Source organism: Azospirillum sp. (assembly GCF_050789165.1).
On sequence record NZ_JBOZRT010000110.1, the window covers coordinates 41,999 to 62,158 of the forward strand.

Genomic DNA, 20,160 nt, shown 5'->3' on the forward strand with positions numbered 1-20,160 from the left:
CTCGCGCACCCTGCCAGGGGCCGCGAGGCCCCTGGACCCCTGGAAGGCGCCGCAAGGCGCCTTTCTTTTTGGCGCGTCTGTGCATCGGGCTTCCCCACGTCGCGGGGAAAGGAGTCTTTCCCCTCCCCCGCGCAGTGGGGGAGGGTCAGGGTGGGCGCCCAACGCCGCAGCCTATCCCACCACCCGCAGCACGATCTTCCCCCGCGCGTGGCCCGTCTGGCTCAGTTCGTGCGCCCGCCGCGCCTCGGCCAGCGGCATCACCTCGCCGATGATCGGGCGCACACGGCCCTCGTCGATCAGCCCGGCGATTTCCGTCAGGACGGCCGCGTTCGGGCCGATGAACAGGTAGCCGGCCCGCACGCCGCGCGCCTTCGCCGTCTCCTCCGGCGGCGGGCTGACGATGGACACCTGGATGCCGCCGGGCTTCAGCACGCTCCACGAGCGCTGCTGGGTCTCGCCGCCGATGGTGTCGAACACCACGTCCACGTCGCGCGCCGCGTCCTCGAACCGCGTGGCGCGGTAGTCGATGACCTCGTCGGCGCCGAGGTCGCGCACCAGCTCGTGGTTCGCCGCCGAGGCGGTGGCGAGCACCCGCGCGCCCTTCCACTTGGCGAACTGCACGGCGAAGCTGCCCACGCCGCCGCTCGCCGCGTGGATCAGCACCGTCTGCCCGGCCGTCAGTCCGCCGACGTCGAACAGCGCCTGCCACGCGGTGATGCCGGCCAGCGGCACGCCGGCCGCTTCGACGTGGCTGAGCGTCCGCGGCTTGCGCGCCAGCTCCGACGCGCGCACCGCGATGTACTCGGCGTAGGCGCCGTCGCGGGCGATGTCCGGCCGCGAGTAGACCTCGTCACCGACGGTGAAACCCTGCGCGCCGGGGCCGATCTCCTCGACCACGCCCGACACGTCCCAGCCGGGGATGAAGGGGAGGGTGTAGGGGATCATCTGGCGCAGGTAGCCCTGGCGGACCTTCCAGTCCACCGGGTTGATGCCGGCGGCGTGCACGCGGACCAGCACGTCGCCCTCGGCCAGCCGCGGACGCGGCGCCTCCTCGTAGCGCAGCACGTCCGGGCCGCCGTATTGGTGGATTCGGATCGCCTTCATGCCGTACTCCTGGGTTTGCCGGGTAAACCGTTGTGACCGCCTCCCATTCCCCCTAGACTTCCGCCGCATTCCGGATCTGACAAGCCCCCCATGACCGACGACAGCCTGACCATCTCCCTCTCCGGCGAACTCGACCCCGTCGAGGTCGCCCGCATCCACGACAGCCTGCGCCGCTTCAACGAGCCGCACAGCGGCCCCTACGACCGGCACGACCTGCTGGTCACCGCCCGCACGGCGGAGGGTGCCCTGGCCGGCGGCCTGACCGGGCTGACGCAATGGCAGTGGCTGTACGTGGACTACCTGTGGGTGGACGAGCGCTGGCGCGGCAGCGGCCTCGGCGCACGGCTGATGCGCGCGGCCGAGCAGGAGGCGGCGAAGCGCGGTTGCCGCTGGTCGCGCCTCTACACCTACGATTTCCAGGCGCCCGGCTTCTACGCCAAGCTGGGCTACGAGCAATGGGGCGTGCTGGAGGATTTCCCGCCCGGCCACCGCCAGATCTGGCTGCGCAAGGCGCTGTGACGTGACCGTCGCCGCGGAGACCGAGCTGTACGCCCCGGTCAAGGCTTTCCTGGAAGGCCAGGGTTACGTGGTGAAGGCGGAGATCCACGGCTGCGACCTCGTGGCCGTGCGCGGCGCGGAGCCGCCGGTGATCGTCGAGTTGAAGAAGCGCTTCACCCTGGAGTTGCTGTTGCAGGGCGTGGACCGGCTGGCGGTGACGGACACCGTCTACCTCGCTGTGCCGCAGCCGGGCCGCCGCGCCTCCGGCCCGTCGCCGTACGATGCGCATGTGAAGAAGCTGTGCCGCCGCCTCGGCGTCGGGCTGCTGATCGTCGATCCGGCGCGCACCGAGCGGCACCGGGTGGAGGTGCTGCTCGACCCCGTTCCCTACACCCCGCGCAAGGACAAGAAGCGCACCACCCGGATGCTTGGCGAGCACGCGCGGCGCGCCGGCGACCCGAACCGCGGCGGCTCGACCCGCGTGCCCATCGTCACCGCCTACCGGCAGGACGCGCTGCGCTGCGCCCGTCTGCTGCACGCCAACGGGCCGATGACGCTGAAGGCGATGCGCGTGGCGGGCGCGCCGGCCGACGTGGCGAAGATCCTCCAGCAGGACGTCTACGGCTGGTTCGAGCGGGTCGAGCGCGGCACCTACCATGTGTCGGAAGGCGGGGTTCAGGGGATCGCCGCCTTCGCCTATGCTCTGGAGGACGCATAAGCAAGGCCAAGGGAGGGACGGGCATGGCGACGCTGATCGTGACGGGCGGCAGCCGCGGCATCGGCGCCGCGGTGGCGCGGCTGGGGGCGCAGCGCGGCTACGCGGTGGCGGTGAACTACGCGTCCAACGCCGCCGCGGCCGAGGCCACCGTCCGCGCCATCCGCGACGCCGGCGGCGTGGCCGAGGCGTTTTCGGGCGACGTGGCCGACGAGGCGGACGTGCGCGCCCTGTTCGCGGCGGCGGAGCGGCTGGGGCCGCTGGCCACGCTGGTCAACAGCGCCGGCATCGTCGGGCCGTACGGCCGGCTGGACGAGGCGGACGTGGCCGGGCTGCGCCGCACGGTGGACATCAACGTGATGGGCACCATCCTGTGCTGCCGCGAGGCGGTGAAACGGCTGTCCACCCGGCACGGCGGGCCGGGCGGGACGATCGTCAACCTCGGGTCCATGGCGGCCGAGTTGGGCTCGCCGGGCGAGTTCGTGGCCTACGCGGCGAGCAAGGGCGCCATCGACAGCCTGACCATCGGCTTGGCGCGCGAGGTGGCCAAGGAGGGCATCCGGGTCAACGCCGTGCGGCCGGGGCTGATCGACACCGACATCCAGGTGATTCCGGGGGTGGGCAGCCGGCTCGACAAGTTCGCCACCTCGCCGCCCATCGGCCGGCCGGGCACCGCGGAGGAGACGGCGGAGGCGATCCTCTGGCTGCTCTCCGACGCCGCGTCCTACGTGACCGGGGCGGTGCTGAACGTCAGCGGGGGGCGGTAGGCGCCCGTCCGGGGTGGAGAGGGAATGTGCCTTCGTCTGTTGTTGCGGTGCACAGCAGAGGGAGTCCGCCATGAAAGGCACACCGCGCAGCGTCTGGCTGTCCTGGGCGAACCAGGCGGCAAGCATTTGGACCGGCGTCTTCGCCGCGGCGGCGAAGCGCAATCAGGCGGCGTTCCTCAAGGCGATGGCCGCGCCGAGGCCCGCGACAGCGAAACGCCGCAAACCCGCGAAACGCTGACCGCACGTGGATCCAGGGCGATCGCTCGGCGTGGATCCGCGTGCGGTCAGCGGGATCATCGGTCCGCTGCCCATCGCCACGCGACTATTGCCGGCCCATCACTCCTTATCCGTTCAATCAAATTCTTTCCGTCATCCCCGCGAAGGTGCACGACTGTCCGGGGAAAAGAGCATAGTTGCATTTCTTCGCTTCTCTCAACCGTCATCCCCGCGAAAGCGGGGATCCAGGAGAGTTGGCAAGGGGTTGATTTCCCGAGGTTCTCTGGATCCCCGCTTTCGCGGGGATGACGAAAAATGGAAGAAACGCGCACGGGGCCGTCACCTCCCCGAGGTGGAGACTCGGAACCACAGAACTCTGCCGTTTCAGAAGCTTAAACACGTTTCCCGGACAGCCGTGCGCGAAGGCGGGGATCCATAATTCCCGAGGCAAGAGGCTGTGGAACGTATGGATCCCCGCTTTCGCGGGGATGACGGTTTGGGGCAGTGATTGGTCGCCGAAACCGGTCGCCAACCGCTAAACTTAGCGCCTATGCGCCTTCGCGGGGATGACGGCCCAAAAGGCGCGGGGAGGGGGGAAGGGTGCCAAAGTCAGCGCCCATGCGCCTTAGCGGCGATGACGGGCAGTCATTGAGATTGCTCAAAAAACCGCGTCGCGGCACCCGGGTCCGCTGTCTGATAAGAAAACAGCCCCATCCCGCGAGCGGAAGCTGCACCCGAATCTTGCAAAACTCGCGTGATCGTGATAGGAATTAAGTCTGATAAACCGTCGTGGGAGGGGGTGCCATGCCCACCGTCCCGCGATCCCACCGCACCATCCCCCGCCGTCCTGGAGCTGTGAACTGAACACACCCCGCACACTGTTTCAGAGTGTTCCACAGTGTTCCATTCGCCGCTCCCCGCTACTCCACGAAGTCCTCGCGGCTCAGGCCGTAGCGCTTCAGCTTGTCGTAGAAGGTCTTCCTGGGGATGCCCAGCGCCTCGGTCGTCGCCTTGATGCTGCCCTTGTGGCGGGCCAGCTCCGTCTCGATGACGCTCTTCTCGAACAGGTCGACCTGCTCGGCCAGCGAGAGGGCCCCGCCCACGGCGGGGGCCGAGGCCGCCAGCGCCTCGTCGATGCCCAGCACGAAGCGGTCCGCGGCGTTGCGCAGCTCGCGGACGTTGCCGGGCCAGTCGTGCGTCATCAGCCGGTGCGTCTGCGCCGCCGTCAGGTGCGGCGCCTCGCGGCCGTAGCGCTGGGCCGCCTGCATGACGAAGTGCTGGAACAGCAGGGGGATGTCGTCGCGGCGGTCGCGCAGCGGCGGGATGGTGATGACCACCACGTTCAGGCGGTAGTACAGGTCCTCACGGAAGGTCCGCTCGTCGGCGGCCTTGCGCAGGTCCACCTTGGTGGCGGCGACGACGCGCAGGTCGACCGGCACGATGTCGTTGCTGCCCAGCGGCTCCACCACCCGCTCCTGCAGCACGCGCAGCATCCGGACCTGGAGCGACATCGGCATGCTCTCGATCTCGTCGAGGAACAGCGTGCCCTTGCTGGCGTGCTCGATGCGCCCGACCCGGCGCTTGAGGGCGCCGGTGAAGGCGCCGGGCTCGTGGCCGAACAGCTCGCTCTCGATGATCGATTCCGGCATGGCGCCGCAGTTCAGCGCCACGAAGGGGTTCTTGGCGCGCGGGCTCTGGGCGTGCAGGTTGCGGGCGACCAGCTCCTTGCCGGTGCCGGTCTCGCCCAGCACCAGCACGTCGGCGCTGGTGCCGGCCACCGCGGTGATGGTGGCGCGCAGCCGCTCGATGCCCGACGTGCGGCCGATGATGGGGTAGGCCTCACCGGATTTCTCCGACAGCTCGGCGCGCAGCCGGCGGTTCTCCAGCACGAGGCGGCGGCGGTCGGCGGCGCGCCGGGCGATCTCGACGAGGCGGTCGGTGGCGAAGGGCTTTTCGACGAAGTCGTAGGCGCCGTCGCGCATCGCCTGCACCGCCATGGGCACGTCGCCGTGCCCGGTGATCAGGATCACCGGGATGTCCGGGTCGATCCCGCGGATCTTCTGCAGCAGCTCCATGCCGTCCATGCGCGGCATGCGCACGTCGCTGATGACGCAGCCCGGCCAGTCGCGGGTGATGTGCCGCAGCCCTTGCTCGGCGCTCTCGCACGGCGTCACCTCGAAGCCGGCGAGGTCGAGCGCCTGGCAGCCGGCCATGCGGATCGGCCGCTCGTCGTCGATGAACAACACCGCGCCGCTGCCAGTGGGGCTGTTGGTCATGCCGGGGCCTCCGTGCGCTTGAGGGTCAGGGTGAAACAGGCGCCGCCGTCCGGGTGGTTCGCCGCGGCGATGGTGCCGCCGAAGTCGCGGACGATGCCGTGCGAGATCGACAGCCCCAGCCCCAGCCCCTCGCCGGCCTCCTTGGTGGTGAAGAACGGCACGAACATGCGGCCGAGGTCGTCGGGGGCGATGCCGGCGCCGGTGTCGCGCACCGTCAGCACCGCGCAGCCGTCGTCCGTCCGCAGGCGCAGGTGGAGGGTCCGCTCCGGCCGGCCGCGCATGGCGTCGCCGGCGTTGGTGAACAGGTTGACCAGCACCTGCTGCAGGCGCACGTCCTCGCCGTTGACCCACACCGGCTCGCCCGGCAGGTCGAGGGCCACGGTGACGTCGTCGCGCCGCCGCCGCGCCTCCAGCAGCGCCAGCACCTGGTGCACGGCGGAAACCACGTCCACCGCGCTCTGCCGGCCGGACGCGCGGCGGGCGAAGCCCTTGAGGTGGCGGGTGATGGCGGCCATGCGGTCGGTCAGGCCGGCGATCTCCAGCAGGTTGTCGCGCACCATCTCCGCCTTGCCGCGCTCCAGCAGCACGGTGGCGTTGTCGGCGAAGGTGCGGATGGCGGCCAGGGGCTGGTTGATCTCGTGCGCGATGCCCGCCGACATCTGGCCGAGCGCCGCCAGCTTCGCCGCCTGCACCAGCTCGTTCTCGCGGGCGCGCAGTTCGGTGGTGGCCTCGGCGACCCGGCGCTCCAGCTCGGCGCGCGCCTCCTCCTGGATGGCGAGGCGCTCCTGCATGGCGTGGCGGCGCTGGGCGATCAGCAGGCCGCCCATCACCAGCAGCGCCACCGCGCCGGCCGCCAGCAGCGCCGCCTGCCGGGCGCGGGCGTACGCGGGCTCGAGCCTGGTCAGCAGATGAAGCGTCCAGTCGCCGTCGGGCAACGCCATGGAGGCCATCAGGTAGGGGCGGCGCTGCCGGTTCTCCTCCACCGTCACCACCTCGCCGCCGTGCGGGTCGAGCCGCCAGGGCAGGGGGTCGATGCCGGGCATGGTGCCGGGGGCGTCGGGATGCTCGGCCGGCAGGCTGTGGAAGCGCCAGGAATCGACGTTGGTGATGAAGACCAGCCCGTCCCGGTCGGTGACGGCGACGCGCGGCGTGGCCTCGCGCCAGCCAGCCTCCAGGGCGTTGAAGGCCACTTTCAGAACGAGCACACCCAGTGTGCGGTTTTCCGCCACCACCCGGTGCGCGGTGTAATAGCCCGGCACCAGCGAGGTGGTGCCCAGCGCGAAATGGTGCCCCTCGCCACGCGCGATGGCGCTCTGGAAATAGGGGCGGAAAGCGAAGTTCTGGCCGACGAAGCTGTCCGGGCGGTTCCAGTTGCTCGACGCCAGCGTGTTGCCCTCGGCGTCCATCAGGTACAGCGCCGAGGCCGGCAGCGCGTCGGCGATGGCCTCCAGCTTGCGGTTCATGGCGATCCGCGCGTCGGGCTGCGGGTCGGCCAGCAGCTCCGCAACGCCGCGGTCGTGCACCATGACGAAGGGCACGGCGCGGTGCTTTTCCAGCTCGGTGCGCAGATTGGCGCTGAACAGGGCGAGCTGGGCGTGGCCTTCCTCGCGCAGGCCCTGGCGGGCGACCTGCTCACCCCACGCGGCCGCCACCGCCGCGGCCAGGGGCGCGCCGAGGATGAGGACGAGCAACGCCAGAAGGCGCATGCGGCCGGGCGGATTCATGGGGCTTTGACGGGCGTGGTCATCCCAAGGGTTCTGCGCCGGGCGGGCGGTGTCGGCAAGGCCTCTTTTTCGGGCGTCCTACGGGATTTCCGAGTCTTGTGGCGCAGCTCACGGAATGTCGCGTCGTTGCGCTGCGATGTTCATCATCTTGCATCTTTTGCTGCGACGCAGCAACGACCGGCATGTGTGTGCGGAAATCCGCACACCCGTCCGCGCGGGTTTGTGCGGATTTCCGCCCTGCTCCGACCGGAAAATCGAGGTGAGTCAACGGATGCGCGTTTGGCACGCAGCTTGCCTAAGGGATGGCCAGACCAAGAAGCGCCGCACTCAGCCGCGACGCGACCTAGGGAAACGCCAAGGAGATCACGCATGCCGCACTCCGGCCACCCGGCTCAGAAGAAGCCGTTCTACACGAACCTGACCGTCCAGGTCCTGACCGCCATCACCATCGGCATCCTGCTCGGCCACTTCTACCCGGCCGTGGCGGTGGAGATGAAGCCGCTGGGCGACGTCTTCATCAAGATGATCAAGATGGTCATCGGCCCGATCGTGTTCCTGACCGTGGTGACCGGCATCTCGTCGATCGGCGATATGAAGAAGGTCGGCAAGGTCGGCGGCAAGGCGATCCTGTACTTCGAGATCGTCACCACCTTCGCGCTGGGCATCGGCCTGATCGTCGTGAATCTGGTGCGTCCGGGCGGCGGCATGAACATCCAGCCGGGCCAGCTCAAGGCTGACGCGGTCGCCAAGTACGCCACCGCGGCGAAGTCGCAGGGCCACCTGGACTTCTTCCTGAACATCGTGCCGGAGAACGTCGTCGAGGCGTTCGCCAAGGGTGAGATGCTGCAGATCCTGTTCTTCGCGGTGATCTTCGGCGTCGCGCTGGCCGCCATGGGTCAGAAGGGCAAGCTGGTCGAGGACATCTTCGACAAGGTCGCGCACGCGCTGTTCGGCGTCATCGGCATCCTGATGCGCGTCGCCCCGCTGGGCGCGTTCGGCGCCATGTCCTTCACCATCGGCAAGTATGGTGTCGGCTCGCTGTTCGCGCTGGGCCAGCTGATGGCGTCGGTCTACATCACCATGGCGGTCTTCGTGTTCGTCGTGCTGGGCTCGATCGCCCGCATGTACGGCTTCAGCCTGATGCGCTTCCTGCGCTTCATCAAGCAGGAGCTGCTGATCGTGCTCGGCACCTCGTCGTCGGAGTCGGTGCTGCCGCGCATGATGGAGAAGATGCAGAAGTTCGGCTGCTCCAAGCACGTGGTGGGCCTGGTCATCCCGACCGGCTATTCGTTCAACCTTGATGGCACCTCGATCTACCTGTCGATGGCGGCGATCTTCATCGCCCAGGCGTTCAACGTCGATCTGACGGTGTGGCAGCAGCTCTACATCCTGCTGGTCCTGATGCTGACCTCGAAGGGTGCGGCCGCGGTGACCGGCGGCGGCTTCGTCACCCTGGCGGCCACCCTGTCGGCCACCGGCGTGCTGCCGATCGAGGGCCTCGCCCTGCTGCTGGGCGTGGACCGCTTCATGTCCGAGGCGCGCGCCATCACCAACCTGATCGGCAACGGCGTGGCCACCGTGGTGGTCGCCAAGATGGAAGGCGAGTTCGACGAGAGCAAGGCCGTGGCCGAGTACCAGCACTTCTTCCGCGAGCCGGCCATCGCCAAGATCTGATGGCGGCACCATCGCCGGCACGGGTTGTTGAAACGGAACAGGGGCGGCCTCGGCTGCCCCTGTTTCCTTTACCGCCCGCGCCGCAGACGCTACCTTGTGCGTCCGGGAGGATGCGGTATAACCGGTTCCGGTCAGCCGCATACAGGCATTAACTGAAAACAAGTTAACTGGGAGCCCAGAATGTCCAGCGACCTCGATTCCTTGGCGCTCGAATATCACCGCAAGCCGAAGCCGGGTAAGCTGGAGATCGTCGCCACCAAGGCGATGGCGAACCAGCGCGACTTGGCGCTGGCCTATTCGCCGGGCGTGGCCGCCGCGTGCATGGCGATCCACGGCGAGCCGTCGCTGTCGGCCGAGCTGACCACCCGCGCCAACCTCGTGGCGGTGGTGACCAACGGCACCGCGGTGCTCGGCCTGGGCAACATCGGCCCGATGGCCGCCAAGCCGGTGATGGAGGGCAAGGCCGTCCTGTTCAAGAAGTTCGCCGGCATCGACTGCTTCGACATCGAGCTGAACGAATTGGACGTCGACGGGCTGGTCGACACCATCTGCCGGCTGGAGCCGACCTTCGGCGCCATCAACCTCGAGGACATCGCCGCCCCCGCCTGCTTCGAGGTGGAGCGCCGCTGCCGCGAGCGCATGAAGATCCCGGTCTTCCACGACGACCAGCACGGCACCGCCATCGTGGTCGGTGCGGCCGTGCTGAACGGCCTGAAGCTGGTGGGCAAGGACATCTCGAAGATCAAGGTGGTCTCCACCGGCGGCGGCGCCGCCGGCATCGCCTGCCTGGACCTGATGGTCAGCCTGGGCCTGAAGCGCGAGAACGTCTGGCTCGTCGACAAGGTCGGCCTCGTGCACAAGGGCCGCAACGAGGAGATGAACCCCTTCAAGGACGCCTACGCGCAGGAGACCGACAAGCGCACGCTGGACGAGGTGATCGACGGCGCCGATCTGTTCCTCGGCCTGTCCGGTCCGCGGGTGCTGACGCCGGACATGCTCAAGCGCATGGCCGACAAGCCGGTCATCATGGCGCTGGCCAATCCGGAGCCGGAGATCATGCCGGACCTCGCGCGGCAGGCGCGGCCGGACGCCATCATCGCCACCGGGCGTTCGGATTTCCCGAACCAGGTCAACAACGTCCTGTGCTTCCCCTTCATCTTCCGCGGCGCGCTCGACGTCGGTGCGACGACCATCAACGAGGAGATGAAGATCGCCGCCACCCACGCCATGGCCGGTCTGGCGCAGGCCGAGCCGTCGGACGTGGTGGCCGCCGCCTACCTGGGCGAGGAGCTGCGCTTCGGCCCCGACTACATCCTGCCCAAGCCCTTCGACCCGCGCCTGATCATCGAGATCTCCTCGGCGGTGGCGCGTGCGGCCATGGAAACCGGGGTGGCGACGCGCCCCATCGCCGACTTCCGCGCCTACCGCGACCAGCTCGGACAGTATGTGTTCCGCTCCGGCCTCGTCATGAAGCCGATGATGGACCGCGCCAAGCAGGCGCCCAAGCGTGTCGTCTACGCCGAGGGCGAGGACCAGCGCGTGCTGCGCGCCGCGCAGAGCGCCGTCGACGAGGGCATCGCCCAGCCGATCCTGCTCGGTCGGCTGGAAGCGATCGAGCGCAGCATCAAGGAACTGGGCCTGCGCCTCAAGCCGGGCGTGAACGTCGAGGTCATCGAGGTCCTGCGCGACCTGCGCTACCACAACTACGCCGAGATCTACCGGAAGATGATGGGGCGTCGCGGCGTGTCGCCGGCGCACGCCATGAACGTGGTGCGCACCCAGCCGGCGGTGTTCGGCGCGCTCATGGTCAAGCGCGGCGAGGCGGACGCGCTGATCTGCGGCACCTCGGGGCGTTACAACGAGTACTACCAGCACATCATGGACGTGATCGGCCTGCGCAAGGGCGTGAACGTCGGCGCGACCATGAACCTGCTGATCCTGACCAAGGGCACCTACTTCCTCTGCGACACCTACGTGAACCCCGACCCCAGCGCGGAGCAGGTGGCCGAGATCGCGCGGCTGGCGGCGGAGGAGGTGCGGCGCTTCGGCATCGAGCCGAAGGTGGCGCTGCTCTCGCACTCCAACTTCGGCAGCGCCGACACACCGTCGGCGCGCAAGATGCGGCTGGCCTACCAGCTGATCGAGCGCGAGATGCCGGACCTGGAGGTGGACGGCGAGATGCACGCTGACGCCGCGCTGTCGGAGGCGATCCGCAAGGGTGTGCTGCCCGACTCGCGGCTGAAGGGCGAGGCGAACCTGCTGGTGATGCCGACGCTGGACGCCGCCAACATCGCCTTCAACATGCTGAAGATCCTGGGCGATGCGCAGAACGTCGGGCCGATGCTGCTGGGTGCTGCGCGCCCGGTGCACATCGTGACGCCGTCGGTCACCGTGCGCGGGCTGCTGAACATGACGGCCATCGCGGTGGTGGACGCCCAGTTGGCCGCCCCGGTCAACGCCGCCCCGAGCCCGCCGGCGATGGTGGCGGAGTAAATGAAAATCCCTCCCTCGCTTTCAGCGGGGGAGGGAAGGGGCCCGCGAAGCAGGAAGGGTGGGGGCTACGGCTGTTCCGACAGGCCGCTGCCCCCCTCCTGACCTCCCCAGCGGGGCTGGGGGAGGGACTGTTACGCTCTCACCACCCCGGAACCACGGCGCCCTTGAACTTGTCGAGGACGAACTGCTTCACCTCCGGCGTGTGGTAGGAGTTGACCAGCGTGGCGACCCACGGCTTGTCCTTGTCCGCCTTCCGCACGGCGATGATGTTGGTGTAGGGGCTGTCGGCGCTTTCCTTGGCGATGGTGTCCTTGTTGGGGTCCAGGCCGGCTTCGATGGCGTAGTTGGTGTTCACCGCCGCGGCGTCCACGTCGTCCAGCGAGCGCGGCAGCTGCGCCGCATCCAGCTCGAGAATCTGGAGCTTCTTCGGGTTGTCCTTGACATCCACCGGCGAAGCCTTCAGCCCGGCGCCGTCGCGCAGCTTGATCAGCCCCTGCGCCTGCAGCAGCAGCAACGCGCGCCCGCCGTTGGTCGGGTCGTTCGGCACGGCGATCTTGGCGCCGTCCTTCAACTCGGCGAGCGTCTTCACCTTCTTCGAGTAGATGCCCATCGGGAAGACGACGGTCTTGCCGGCGTTCACCAGATCGTAGCCGCGGTCCTTCACCTGATTGTCCAGGTACGGCTCGTGCTGGAACGAGTTGGCCTGCAGGTCGCCCTGCGACAGCGCCTGGTTCGGGATCACGTAGTCGGTGAACTCGATGATCTGGATCTCCAGGCCCTGTTTGGCGGCGATGGGCTTCACCTGCTCCAGGATCTGGGCGTGCGGGCCGGCGGAGACGCCGATCTTGATGGATTCGGCCGAGGCCGAACCGGCCACGAGGGCCGCGGCGCCGAACACGGCGGCGAGCAGGCGGGTGCGCAGCATGTCTCTTGCTCCTTGTCTTGATTAGCTTTTTACCAGTTCAGCCACTTCCCTGCCCGTCATCCTCGCGAAGGCGGGGATGACGGCGAGAAGGGCTGAGATCAGGCCTTCAGGTTTCGTTTGTTGAAGCGGCGGGCGAGCAGGTCGCCGGCCGATTGGACGATCTGCACCAGAACCACCAGCACCACCACCACCGCCAGCATCACCTCCGGCAGGAAGCGCTGATAGCCGTAGCGGATTCCGAGGTCGCCGAGGCCGCCGCCGCCCACGGCACCCACCATCGCCGAGTAGCCGATCAGGCTGACCGCCGCCAACGTCAGGCCCAGCGTGATCGACGACAGCGCCTCGGGCAGCAGGACCTTGCGGATGATCTGGAACGGCGTGGCGCCCATTGCCTGCGCCGCCTCGATCAGGCCGCGGTCGACCTCGCGCACCGAACCCTCGACGATGCGGGCGATAAAGGGGATCGCGGCGACGGTCAGCGGCACGATGGCCGCCGATGTGCCGATGGAGGTGCCGGCGACCAGCCGGGTGAACGGGATGATCGCCACCACCAGGATGATGAAGGGCGTCGAGCGCGCGACGTTCACCACCGCGCCGAAGACGCGGTTGAAGGTCAGGCTCTGCAGCAGTTCGCCCTTGCCGGTGACCGCCAGCAGGACGCCGATGGGCAGGCCGATCAGCGTGCCCAGCAACCCCGACACCGCCACCATGTGCAGCGTGTCGAGCGTCGCCTTAAACAGCAACGCGATGATTTCCGGGGACAGCATGGCCGAGCACCTCGACTCCGAGATTGTTGACTTTGAGAAGGCTGACCGCCGCCTCGATGGCGTTCGGTGGCCCGACGACTTCGACCACCAGCGTGCCGAACGGCGCGCCCTGGATCTCGTCGATCTGGCCGTGCCAGATGTTCAGGTCGATGTTGAACTTGCGGCTCAGCAGGCTGATGACCGGGGATGTCGCGCGCTCGCCGGTGAAGGTGATGCGCAGCACCGGATTGCTCTCCGCCGCCGGCTGCGGCACCAGACGGCCCTTCAGGCTGTCCGGCAGGCCGCGGTTGATGACCGGGTCGACGAAGCTGCGCGTCACCTCGCTCTGCGGGTGGGCGAAGATGTCGAACACCGGCCCGCTCTCGATCACCCGCCCGCCGTCGAGCACCGCCACCTTGTGGCAGATCTCCTTGATCACCCCGATCTCGTGGGTGATCAGCACGATGGTCAGGCCGAGGCGGCGGTTGATGTCGGCCAGCAGGTGCAGGATCTGCTCGGTCGTCTCGGGGTCGAGCGCCGAGGTCGCCTCGTCCGACAGCAGCACCTTCGGCTTGGAGGCCAGCGCGCGGGCGATGCCGACGCGCTGCTTCTGGCCGCCCGACAGCTCGGCCGGGTAGCGGTCGCGCTTGTCGGTGAGCCCGACGAGGTCGAGCAGCGGCTCCACCGCCTCCCTGATCTGCGCCTTCGGCACCCCGGCCAGCTCCAGTGGCAGCGCCACGTTGCCGTACACGGTGCGCGAGGACAGCAGGTTGAAGTGCTGGAAGATCATGCCGATGGAGTGCCGCGCCTCGCGCAGCTGCGCGGGTTTGAGCGCCGTCATCTCGACGCCGTCCACCCACACCTTGCCGCGGGTGGGCGTCTCCAGCAGGTTGATGGTGCGCAGCAGCGTGCTCTTGCCGGCGCCGGAGCGGCCGATGACTCCGAAGATCTCACCCTTCTCGACGGTCAGCGTGGTGTCGGCCAGCGCGGTGACGGCGCCGCCGCCGCCGCGGGCCGGATAGGTCTTCTCGATGTGCTCTAGCGTGATCATGCCGGTGCTCTCTGGCCCGCGAACGAGTGGGCTTTTCTAGAGGCGGAGCGGTGGTGATACCAGTGCTTTGCGCGAGCATCTGGTGCCAGCACCGCGCCTAACTTGCTTCTCGGTTCTGGCTTACCAAGTCGGGACGATGGTCCCGTTGAAGCGCGTCAGGATGAACTGGCGTACCTCCGGCGACCGGTACAGCTCGATAAACCGCTTGATCACCGGATCGTCCTGCCGGTCCTTGCGCACCGCCCACACCAAGTGCCACTTCGACTGATCGTCCTCCAGCTTCAGCGCGGCCTTCGGGTCGAGCCCGGCCAGCACCGCGTAGTTCAGCGTGATGACCGAGGCGTCCACGTCGTCCAGCGAGCGCGGCAGCTGCGCGGCGTCCAGCTCGGCGAACTTCAGGCCCTTTGGGTTGGTGGCGATGTCGATGAGGCTGGTGGTCGGGCCGGCGCTTTTCAGCGTGATCAGCCCGACGTCGGCCAGCAGCACCAGCGCGCGCGCCGCGTTGGTCGGGTCGTTGGGGATGGAGATGGTGGCGCCGTTCTTCACCTCCGCGACCGCCTTGGCCTTCTTGGAGTAGAGGCCCATCGGCACGACGACGCTCTTGGCGACGGAGACGATGTCGTAGCCGCGCTGCTTGATCTGGTTGTCCATGAAAGGCTGGTGCTGAAAGTTGTTGGCGTCGATGTCGCCGGCCTGCAGCGCGGCGTTCGGCATGTTCCAGTCGGTGAACTCGATCACCTTGGCCTCCAGGCCCTCCTTGGCGGCGAGCTTGGCGGTGAAGTCGAGGATCTCGCCGTACGGGCCGGCGGAGACGCCGAGCTTCAACGGGGCGGCCCAAGCACTGGAAAGGGCCGGGAACGTGATCAGGCCGGCAGCCAGCACAGCCGCGGTCAGCAGGGTCTTCATTGGTTGGTTCCCTTGGATTTTACGTTCAGGAGGCGTGGCGGGCGCGCAGCAGCAGCTCCGCGGCGCGCTCGGCTTGGCCGACATGGCGGAACCGGCGGCGGTCGAGGTCCTTGAAGGCCCAGTCGGAGGCAAAGAAGGTGAAACCGCGGCTCTCGGCGACGACGATGCCGGCGGAGCGGCCGTGGACTTCGATGGCGTAGGCGTGCGGCTGGGACATGGCGCAAATCTCCCCTGTCGCGCGGCGCTGTGGGCACGCGCGGTGAACCGTGTCTGTGGGCGAAGGCGAGCGGCTTCAGCCGCGGCGACACATTCGGCGACAGTGGGTTCGCGGGGTGGGGAGGGCGGCGGTGCGGACAGTGGTCATTCCGGTCTCTCCTCTTGGATCCACGACCGGCATCGTGGCGCTTTAGCGTTTGGTGACGCGGTGCAAGCTGCTGACTTCAAATTGCCGCGGGGTGCCCGCGGTGGGCATCCGGAGACTTTCCTACTCCCTGTACGGGGAAATGGTCAAGGGGATTGTGGAATTGTCCTCGTGAAATTCCACTATGAACTAGTGGTTAGTGTAAATATCCATCGCTCGTCGGCGGAGCGGCCTTGGGCGAGGGGCTCGCTCCTCACGCGGGATACGCAAAGAGATGACGGCGGCGCGGAATGTGGCTATCTATCGGCGATCGGATATGCCGAGGAGAGTTCCGTTGTCCGCCGTTACCCCGCCGCAGGCCGCGGCGCCTGATGATGCCCTGGTTCTGGCCCTGCCCAAGGGGCGCATCCTGAAGGAGCTGCGCCCGCTGTTGACCCATGCCGGCATCGTGCCCGAGCCGGAGTTCGACAATGAGGACAGCCGCCTCCTGCGCTTCGCCACCAACGTGCCGAACCTCAGCATCATCCGCGTGCGCTCGTTCGACGTGGCCACCTTCGTCGCCTTCGGCGCGGCGCATTTCGGTGTGGCCGGCAACGACGTGCTGATGGAGTTCGACTATCCGGAGATCTACGCGCCGCTCGACCTGGGCATCGGCGCGTGCCGGCTGTCGGTGGCCGAGCCGGTGGCGCTGAGCGAGACCGACGACCCGTCGCGCTGGAGCCACGTGCGTGTCGCCACCAAGTACCCGGAGGTCACCAAGCGCCACTTCGCCGCCCGTGGCGTGCAGGCGGAGTGTGTGAAGCTGAACGGCGCCATGGAACTGGCGCCGACACTGGGGCTGTGCCGGCGCATCGTCGATCTGGTCTCCACCGGCTCGACCCTGAAGGCGAACGGGCTGAAGGAGATCGAGCACATCGCCGACGTCACCTCGCGCCTGATCGTCAACCGCGCCGCCATGAAGACCCGGCCCGAAGAGATCACCATGTGGATGGACAAGTTCCGGGAGGCCGTCGATGCCCGCAAGGCTTGATGCTGCGGATCCCCGCTTCGAGGACGGCTTCAAGGGCCTGTTGCACGCCAAGCGCGAAGCGGCGGAGGACGTGCAGGCCATCGTGCACGGCATCCTGGAGGACGTCCGCGCCCGCGGTGACGCGGCGCTGATCGAGTACACCAACCGCTTCGACCGCCAGAGCCTGACCGCCGACACCCTGCGCATCCGTGCCGAGGAGATCGAGGCGGCGCTGGGCGAGTGCGGTGCGGACACGCTGGCCGCCCTCGACACCGCGGCGGAGCGCATCGAAGCTTTTCACCGCAACCAGAAGCCCGAGGCGCTGGACTACAAGGACGCCGCCGGGGTGCGCCTGGGCGCGCGCTGGACGCCGGTCGGCGCGGTCGGGCTGTACGTGCCGGGCGGCACGGCGGCGTACCCGTCCTCGGTGCTGATGAACGCCATGCCGGCCAAGGTGGCGGGCGTCGAGCGCATCGCCATGGTGGTGCCGACGCCGGACGGAAAGCTGAACCCGCTGGTGCTCGCGGCGGCGCGTCGCGCGGGCGTGACCGAGATCTACCGGGTGGGCGGCGCCCAGGCGGTGGGCGCGCTGGCCTACGGCACGGCGACCATCGCCCCGGTGGACAAGATCGTCGGCCCCGGCAACGCCTTCGTGGCCGCGGCCAAGCGGCAGGTGTACGGCGTGGTCGGCATCGACTCCATCGCCGGCCCGTCGGAGATCCTGGTGGTCGCCGACAAGCACAACGACCCGGCGTGGATCGCCATGGACCTGCTGTCCCAGGCGGAGCACGACACCTCGGCGCAGTCGATCCTCATCACCGACGACGCGGCCTTCGCGGATGCCGTCTGCAAGGCGGTGGACAAGCACCTGGAGACGCTGCCGCGCACCGCCATCGCCGGCGAGAGCTGGCGCGGGCACGGCGCGGTGATCTTGGTGCGTGACCTGTCGGCCGACGCGCCGGCCCTGGTCGACCGGTTGGCACCGGAGCACCTGGAACTGGCGGTGGAGGATCCCGACGCGCTGGCCGCACGGATCCGCAACGCCGGCGCCATCTTCCTCGGTCGCCACACGCCGGAGGCCATCGGCGACTACGTCGCCGGGCCGAACCACGTGCTGCCGACCTCGCGCACGGCGCGTTTCTCCTCGGGCCTCAACGTGCTCGACTTCATGAAGCGGACGACTTTCGTGGGCTGCGACGTGCAGAGCCTGAAGGCCATCGGCCCGGCCGCGGTGACGCTGGCTCGTGCCGAAGGGCTGGACGCGCACGCGCTGTCGGTGGCGCTGCGCCTGCCGGGGGGCGGCGCGTGAACGCCCGCGCCAACCGCCGCATCGTCCACGTCACCCTGGACGAACAGTCCGTCATCCGGCGCAAGCCGGAGGTCGAGCACGAGCGCGCGGTCGCCATCTTCGACCTGCTGGAGGAGAACGAGTTCTGCCCGTGCGACCACATGGACGACGGGCCGTTCCACCTGCACCTGTCCATCGAGGACAACCGCCTGATCTTCGACATCCGGCGCGAGAACGACGAGGCGTTGTCCAAGGTGGCGCTGCCGCTGACGACCTTCCGCACCATCGTCAAGGACTACTTCCTGATCTGCGAGAGCTACTACAACGCCATCAAGCGTTCGACGCCCTCGCAGATCGAGGCGATCGACATGGGCCGTCGCGGCCTGCACAACGAGGGCTCGGAGCTGTTGCGCGAACGTCTGGCCGGCAAGGTCGAAATGGACCTTCAGACCGCGCGCCGGCTGTTCACGCTCATCTGCGTCCTCCACATCCGCGGCTGAGGCGGCGGGTTCCGGCATGGCGGCAGCGATCCAGCCCCTCCCGGTCACCAGCGTCCTGTTCGCCTGCACCTACAACATCATCCGCTCGCCCATGGCGGCCGGCATCCTGCGCCATTTCCACGGCAACCGCCTGTTCGTCGATTCGGTCGGCGTGCGCGAGTCCGACCAGGTGGACCCGTTCGCCGTCGCGGTGATGGACGAGTTGGGCATGGACATCTCCCGCCACCGCCCGAAGACCTTCGAGGAGTTGGAGGACACCTCCTTCGACCTGATCATCACGCTGTCGCCCGAGGCGCACCACCGCGCCCTCGAGCTGACCCGCACCATGGCCTGCGACGTGGAGTTCTGGAACACCTTCGACCCCACCCTGGTCGAGGGCAACCGCGAGGCCATGCTGGAGGCCTACCGCAAGGTGCGCGACGGCCTGATGGAGCGGGTGAAGGAGCGCTTCCCGACGCAGCGCGGACCGATGGTGTAGGGGTGGGGGAGGGGCGTGGCGCCGCGTGACAACGGCGGGACCCGCCCATCCCTCCCGTCGCTGAAATCAGGACATTGTTAACCAGCCGTGCTATCAATGGAGGTAGGTCCATGGAGCAGGCGGTGCCGGTCGTCCGGCATCGGAAACGCATGAAGGTCGCGCAGCCAACCGTCGCCCCGATTCCCGAGCGCAAGCCGGAACCGCCGGCCACCCCCGGTGCGTCCAGCGGCGCGTTCCAGGCGGCGCTGGCCGACCTGAAGGTCGTCGGCGCGCAGAAGGCGCAGACACTCTCCACCATGCGTCCCACCGTTCCGCTCATCGAGACCAGCACCGCCGACGCCGGCCGGATCGTGCAGGCCAGCCGCAGCGTCGCCGGCCTGTCCGGGCACAGCTACGCCGCCATTCTCGCCCAGGCGACGCAGGAGAGCGGGCTGGACGCCGCCGCCAAGAACCGCTCCAGCTCGGCCGCCGGACCGTTCCAGTTCCTCGAACGCACGTGGCTCGACCTGTTCCGCCGGCATGGCTCCGCCTATGGGCTCGGCGACCTTGCCCGGCAGATCGACAGCCGCAACGGCATCCCGTCGGTCAAGAGCGCCGCGGTGCGCAAGCAGATCCTCGACCTGCGGCACGACGTCGATATCTCCGCCGGCATGGCCGGCCGCTACTTGGCCGAGGGGCGTGAGCGGCTGGAGAAGCGCCTGAAGCGCCCGGTGACCGAGGCGGAGAGCCGCATCGCCTACGTCATGGGCGTCGGTGGTGCTGCCAAGCTGATCCGAGCGGCCGAAGTGTCGCCCGGTGCGCAGGCGGCGGAACTGCTGCCCGGCGCCGCCAAGGCCAACAAGAACCTGTTCTATGACCGCGCCAGCGGCCGGGCGCTGAGCGCCAAGGAGACGGTGACGCGCCTGACCGACCGCATGGAGAACCAGCAGCGCGCCATGTTCGCGGCCATCACCCAGCCGGAGGCGCGGCGCCAGTTGCTCGACGGCGCCGCCGGTTCGCCGCTCGGCTCGTTCCGGACCACCGATTCGGGCGAGGGGACGGACGACGAACCGATGGGTTGACGGTTCGGCGCGCGCAAAATATCACTCTCTGCGCAGTTCAAGCATGCGCGGTCGGTAATCCCCCTTGACCCGGAGCCCCGGGAGGGTCAGTTATTGCCGCAAAACCAGAGTGGACTAAAGGGCATATGGCCAAGGAAGATCTGATCGAGTTCTCCGGCACGGTGGTCGAACTGCTGCCGAACGCGATGTTCCGGGTGAAGCTGGACAACGACCACGAAGTGCTGGCGCACACCTCGGGCAAGATGCGTAAGAATCGCATCCGCGTGCTGGCGGGCGACCGCGTGAACGTGGAGATGACGCCCTATGATCTGACCAAGGGTCGGATCACCTTCCGTTTCAAGTAAGCCCTCGGGCTCACGGGTTCTTAG

At 68.4% G+C, this 20,160-nt stretch carries 20 protein-coding genes; 12 read left to right on the forward strand and 8 right to left on the reverse strand.

Translation table 11 applies throughout. From position 1 onward, the window contains the following. Positions 1 to 171: 171 nt before the first annotated feature. On the reverse strand, positions 172 to 1,104 hold the full coding sequence (locus ACRWK7_RS24835; RefSeq protein ID WP_431859008.1) for an NADP-dependent oxidoreductase: 933 nt from the start codon (positions 1,102 to 1,104) through the stop codon (positions 172 to 174). A 90-nt stretch (positions 1,105 to 1,194) separates the two neighbouring features. Here ACRWK7_RS24835 and ACRWK7_RS24840 point away from each other — a divergent pair, with 90 nt between their 5' ends. The 4 genes from ACRWK7_RS24840 (at position 1,195) to ACRWK7_RS24855 (ending at position 3,322) form a co-directional block, all read left to right on the forward strand. Next, positions 1,195 to 1,623, forward strand: a complete 429-nt coding sequence (locus tag ACRWK7_RS24840; protein WP_431859009.1) for a GNAT family N-acetyltransferase — start codon at positions 1,195 to 1,197, stop codon at positions 1,621 to 1,623. Position 1,624: 1 nt separating this feature from the next. Then, positions 1,625 to 2,320 (forward strand): DUF2161 domain-containing phosphodiesterase, encoded by a 696-nt coding sequence (locus ACRWK7_RS24845; RefSeq protein WP_431859010.1) that lies wholly within the window; start codon positions 1,625 to 1,627, stop codon positions 2,318 to 2,320. Positions 2,321 to 2,343: 23 nt separating this feature from the next. After that, a complete protein-coding gene (locus ACRWK7_RS24850; protein WP_431859011.1) occupies positions 2,344 to 3,084 on the forward strand; it encodes an SDR family oxidoreductase in 741 nt (246 codons plus the stop codon). A 70-nt stretch (positions 3,085 to 3,154) separates the two neighbouring features. Next, on the forward strand, positions 3,155 to 3,322 hold the full coding sequence (locus ACRWK7_RS24855) for a hypothetical protein (RefSeq protein ID WP_431859012.1): 168 nt from the start codon (positions 3,155 to 3,157) through the stop codon (positions 3,320 to 3,322). Positions 3,323 to 4,220: 898 nt separating this feature from the next. Here ACRWK7_RS24855 and ACRWK7_RS24860 read toward each other — a convergent pair. Beyond that, the gene (locus ACRWK7_RS24860; protein WP_431859013.1) at positions 4,221 to 5,576 is read right to left on the reverse strand and encodes a sigma-54-dependent transcriptional regulator; all 1,356 of its coding nucleotides are present in this window, start codon (positions 5,574 to 5,576) and stop codon (positions 4,221 to 4,223) included. Next, a complete protein-coding gene (locus ACRWK7_RS24865) occupies positions 5,573 to 7,300 on the reverse strand; it encodes a sensor histidine kinase (RefSeq protein WP_431859014.1) in 1,728 nt (575 codons plus the stop codon). Before ACRWK7_RS24865 ends, ACRWK7_RS24860 begins: the two co-directional genes overlap by 4 nt. 369 nt (positions 7,301 to 7,669) lie before the next feature. Here ACRWK7_RS24865 and ACRWK7_RS24870 point away from each other — a divergent pair, with 369 nt between their 5' ends. Both ACRWK7_RS24870 and ACRWK7_RS24875 read left to right on the forward strand, forming a co-directional pair. Continuing rightward, the gene (locus ACRWK7_RS24870) at positions 7,670 to 8,974 is read left to right on the forward strand and encodes a dicarboxylate/amino acid:cation symporter (RefSeq protein ID WP_431859015.1); all 1,305 of its coding nucleotides are present in this window, start codon (positions 7,670 to 7,672) and stop codon (positions 8,972 to 8,974) included. A 180-nt stretch (positions 8,975 to 9,154) separates the two neighbouring features. Then, entirely contained in the window at positions 9,155 to 11,467 is a 2,313-nt protein-coding gene (locus ACRWK7_RS24875; protein ID WP_431859016.1) for an NADP-dependent malic enzyme, read from the forward strand. Between the two features lie 139 nt (positions 11,468 to 11,606). Here the strand turns inward: ACRWK7_RS24875 and ACRWK7_RS24880 are convergent, their stop codons facing one another. From ACRWK7_RS24880 to ACRWK7_RS24900, 5 genes are all read right to left on the reverse strand, one after another. Next, on the reverse strand, positions 11,607 to 12,392 hold the full coding sequence (locus ACRWK7_RS24880; protein WP_431859017.1) for a MetQ/NlpA family ABC transporter substrate-binding protein: 786 nt from the start codon (positions 12,390 to 12,392) through the stop codon (positions 11,607 to 11,609). A gap of 98 nt (positions 12,393 to 12,490) precedes the next feature. Beyond that, positions 12,491 to 13,159 (reverse strand): methionine ABC transporter permease, encoded by a 669-nt coding sequence (locus ACRWK7_RS24885; protein WP_431859018.1) that lies wholly within the window; start codon positions 13,157 to 13,159, stop codon positions 12,491 to 12,493. Further along, the gene (locus tag ACRWK7_RS24890; RefSeq protein ID WP_431859019.1) at positions 13,125 to 14,189 is read right to left on the reverse strand and encodes a methionine ABC transporter ATP-binding protein; all 1,065 of its coding nucleotides are present in this window, start codon (positions 14,187 to 14,189) and stop codon (positions 13,125 to 13,127) included. The genes ACRWK7_RS24885 and ACRWK7_RS24890 overlap by 35 nt, the downstream gene beginning before the upstream one ends. 120 nt (positions 14,190 to 14,309) lie before the next feature. Then, entirely contained in the window at positions 14,310 to 15,095 is a 786-nt protein-coding gene (locus tag ACRWK7_RS24895) for a MetQ/NlpA family ABC transporter substrate-binding protein (protein ID WP_431859020.1), read from the reverse strand. 25 nt (positions 15,096 to 15,120) lie between these two features. Next, complete coding sequence (locus tag ACRWK7_RS24900) at positions 15,121 to 15,312, reverse strand: hypothetical protein (RefSeq protein ID WP_431859021.1); 192 nt, start codon at positions 15,310 to 15,312, stop codon at positions 15,121 to 15,123. Positions 15,313 to 15,790: 478 nt separating this feature from the next. Between ACRWK7_RS24900 and hisG the strand changes: the two genes are divergently transcribed. The 6 genes from hisG (at position 15,791) to infA (ending at position 20,136) form a co-directional block, all read left to right on the forward strand. Continuing rightward, positions 15,791 to 16,486 carry an ATP phosphoribosyltransferase gene (gene hisG / locus ACRWK7_RS24905; protein ID WP_431859022.1) on the forward strand — a complete coding sequence of 232 codons (696 nt, stop codon included), beginning with the start codon at positions 15,791 to 15,793 and terminating at the stop codon, positions 16,484 to 16,486. Next, entirely contained in the window at positions 16,470 to 17,774 is a 1,305-nt protein-coding gene (gene hisD / locus ACRWK7_RS24910) for a histidinol dehydrogenase (protein ID WP_431859023.1), read from the forward strand. Before hisG ends, hisD begins: the two co-directional genes overlap by 17 nt. Continuing rightward, positions 17,771 to 18,253: a UPF0262 family protein gene (locus tag ACRWK7_RS24915; protein WP_431859024.1), complete on the forward strand. Its 483-nt coding sequence runs from the start codon at positions 17,771 to 17,773 to the stop codon at positions 18,251 to 18,253. The genes hisD and ACRWK7_RS24915 overlap by 4 nt, the downstream gene beginning before the upstream one ends. A 16-nt stretch (positions 18,254 to 18,269) precedes the next feature. Then, positions 18,270 to 18,731, forward strand: a complete 462-nt coding sequence (locus tag ACRWK7_RS24920; protein WP_431859025.1) for a low molecular weight phosphatase family protein — start codon at positions 18,270 to 18,272, stop codon at positions 18,729 to 18,731. Between the two features lie 110 nt (positions 18,732 to 18,841). After that, a complete protein-coding gene (locus tag ACRWK7_RS24925; RefSeq protein ID WP_431859026.1) occupies positions 18,842 to 19,792 on the forward strand; it encodes a lytic transglycosylase domain-containing protein in 951 nt (316 codons plus the stop codon). A 125-nt stretch (positions 19,793 to 19,917) separates the two neighbouring features. Further along, on the forward strand, positions 19,918 to 20,136 hold the full coding sequence (gene infA / locus ACRWK7_RS24930) for a translation initiation factor IF-1 (protein ID WP_012977999.1): 219 nt from the start codon (positions 19,918 to 19,920) through the stop codon (positions 20,134 to 20,136). The last annotated feature ends 24 nt before the right edge of the window (positions 20,137 to 20,160 follow it).